Origin of the sequence: Rahnella sp. ATs2, assembly GCF_051851855.1 — a bacterium.
GTDB lineage: Bacteria > Pseudomonadota > Gammaproteobacteria > Enterobacterales > Enterobacteriaceae > Rahnella > Rahnella variigena.
The window spans coordinates 1-2776 of sequence record NZ_JBLYPL010000050.1; the positions used below are offsets into that span (position 1 = coordinate 1).

Annotated in this window: 1 protein-coding gene; it reads left to right on the plus strand. The window is 60.2% G+C overall.

The features are described 5' to 3' along the window. On the plus strand, window positions 1–2776 hold a 2776-nt coding region (locus tag ACJY2G_RS25430; RefSeq protein ID WP_439292377.1), incomplete at both ends, for an Ig-like domain-containing protein.

A 2776-nucleotide genomic window follows, 5' to 3' on the forward strand; every position in this document is an offset into this window, starting at 1 on the left:
CGGCAACACCGGCAGTGCGGATCGCGAGATCAACATCGACGCCGGTCTGCCGGGGCTGCGTATTGATACCGTTGCTGGCGACGATGTGGTCAACAGCATCGAGATCCAGCAGAACCAGATTGTCAGCGGTACCAGCACCGATATCGCAGCGGGAAGTTCGGTCACCGTGACCATCAACGGCGTGGATTATCAGGCGACCGTTGGCGCGAATGGCGCGTGGTCTGCGGCGGTTCCGGCAGCGGACGTGGCGAACTGGCCAGCGGGTGCGTTGAATATCAGCGTGACCGGCACCGATGCTTCGGGTAACTCAGTGACGATTTCGAATAACGTCACCGTCGATCTGAGCAGCGTGGCGATCACCGTGGATACCATCGCGGCTGATGACATCATTAACGCAGCAGAAAAAGCGGCAGACCTGACGCTGACGGGGTCGACGCAAAACGTCGAAGCCGGTCAGACCGTGACCGTAAACTTTGCGGGTCATACGTACACCGCGACTGTGCAGGACAACGGCAGCTGGAGCGTGAAAGTTCCGGCAGGCGACATGACCAGCCTGAAAGACGGCGACGTGACCGCAACCGCCAGCGTTACCAACGTAGCGGGCAACAGCGCCAGCGCAGCGAATACGGCGGAAGTGGATGCATCGGCACCGACGGTAACCATTCAAACCATCAGCGCCAGTGATGTGCTGACCGCCATCAATGCGGGTACCGAGGTCACACTCAGCGGCACCAGTACGGCGCAGGCCGGGCAGACCGTCACCATCACGCTGGGCAGTGAAACTTACACCGCGACGGTAGCCGCAGACGGCACCTGGACAACCGGCGTGCCGAACAGCGTGTTCTCCGGTCTGGGCGACGGTTCTTATACCCTGACCGCCAGCGTCAGCGATATCGCAGGTAATCCGGCGACCGCCACCGGCACCGCGCAGGTTGATCTGACCGCGCCGGAAGTCACGATTAATACCGTGGCGGGCGATAACGTCATCAACAGTACCGAACACGGACAGGCGCAGGTGATCAGCGGCACCGTAAGCGGGGTGGACGCGGGTTCTGTGGTCACTGTGACCATCAACAACGTCGATTACCGTGCGGTCAGTGATGGCTCGGGTAACTGGAGCGTCGGGGTTCCGGCGAATGTGGTCAGCGGCCTGAATGACGGCAGCTACACCATCACCGCGAAGGTCACGGACACTGCCGGAAATACCGGTTCTGCCAGCCGCGACGTGACGGTGGAAACCACTGCGCCGGTATTTGTTATCAATGACATGGCGGGTGGCGATAACATTCTTAACGCCACCGAAGCACTGACCACGCTCACCGTCACCGGTACCGTGACAGGGCTGGCTGATGGCGCGACGGTTATTGTGACGCTTAACGGCCTGAACTATCAGGGCACCGTCAACGGCGGCGTCTGGAGTGCAGATATTCCGGCCAGCGATCTGGCGAATCTGGGGCAGGCGCTTTATCAGGTCAGCGTCAGCGGCACCGACATTTATGGCAACAGCGGTTCTTCTGCTAAAACGCTGCAAACCTCGTCCGACAGCCCGGCAGTGACCATTAATACGGTCGCCGGTGATGACGTGATCAACGCCACTGAAATCACGCAGGATCAGGTGATCAGCGGCACCGTTACACACGCGGAAGCGGGACAAACCGTCACCGTGACCGTGGGCGGTAAAACCTACACCGCAGAGGTGCAGAACGATCTCTCCTGGAGCCTGACCGTTCCGGCAGCCGATCTGGCCGCCATGGGCGACGGCAGCCTGAACATTTCCGCCAGCGTGACCAACACCAGCGGCAACAGCGGTTCCGGTGAACGCGATATCGTCATTGATGCGGCAATCCCGGGTCTGCGCATCGACACCATTGCCGGCGACGATATCGTCAACAGCATCGAAATTAATCAGAACCAGATTGTCAGCGGTACCAGCACCGGTCTGGCCGCGGGCAGCAGCGTCACCGTGACCATCAACGGCGTCGATTATGCGGCGACCGTCGGCGCAGGCGGCAAGTGGTCAGCGGCAGTTCCTGCGGCTGACGTGGCGAACTGGCCTGCCGGTGCGTTAACGGTGTCTGTGAGCGGCACCAGTGCTGCGGGTAACAGCGTCACCATCAGCAATGACATCACCGTTGATCTCAGCAGCGTCAGTATCGCCATCGATACGGTTTCCACTGACAGCATGCTGAATGCCGCAGAGAAAGCGGCAGATTTAACCCTGAGCGGTACTACGTTAAACGTTGAAGCTGGTCAGACGGTGACCGTTATTTTTGCGGGTCACAGCTACACCACTCAGGTGCAAACCGGTGGGACATGGAGCCTGACCGTTCCGGCTGCGGATATGACCCTGCTGAAAGATGGCGATGCCTCAATTCAGGTGTCGGTAACCAACACTGCCGGTAACAGCGCCAGTGCGGCGCAGGATGTGACGGTTGATACCGTTGCTCCGGCTATCACCATCAACACCATCGCCGGTGACAATGTGCTGAACAGCGCGGAAGCCGGTGCAGATGTGGTGCTGAGCGGGACATCTACCGCCGAAGCCGGTCAGGTGGTAACCATCACCCTGAACGGCAAAGATTACACCGCGACCGTCGGCACCGACGGCACCTGGAGCACTTCAGTTCCGGCGGCGGACGCCTCGGCGCTGACCGACGGTACCTACGCTGTGAACGCGACGGTGAAAGATGTCGCCGGTAACAGCAGCAGCGTCAGCGGTTCGGTGCTGGTGGATATCATCCCACCAGCTCTGACCATCAACACCGTTTCCACCGAT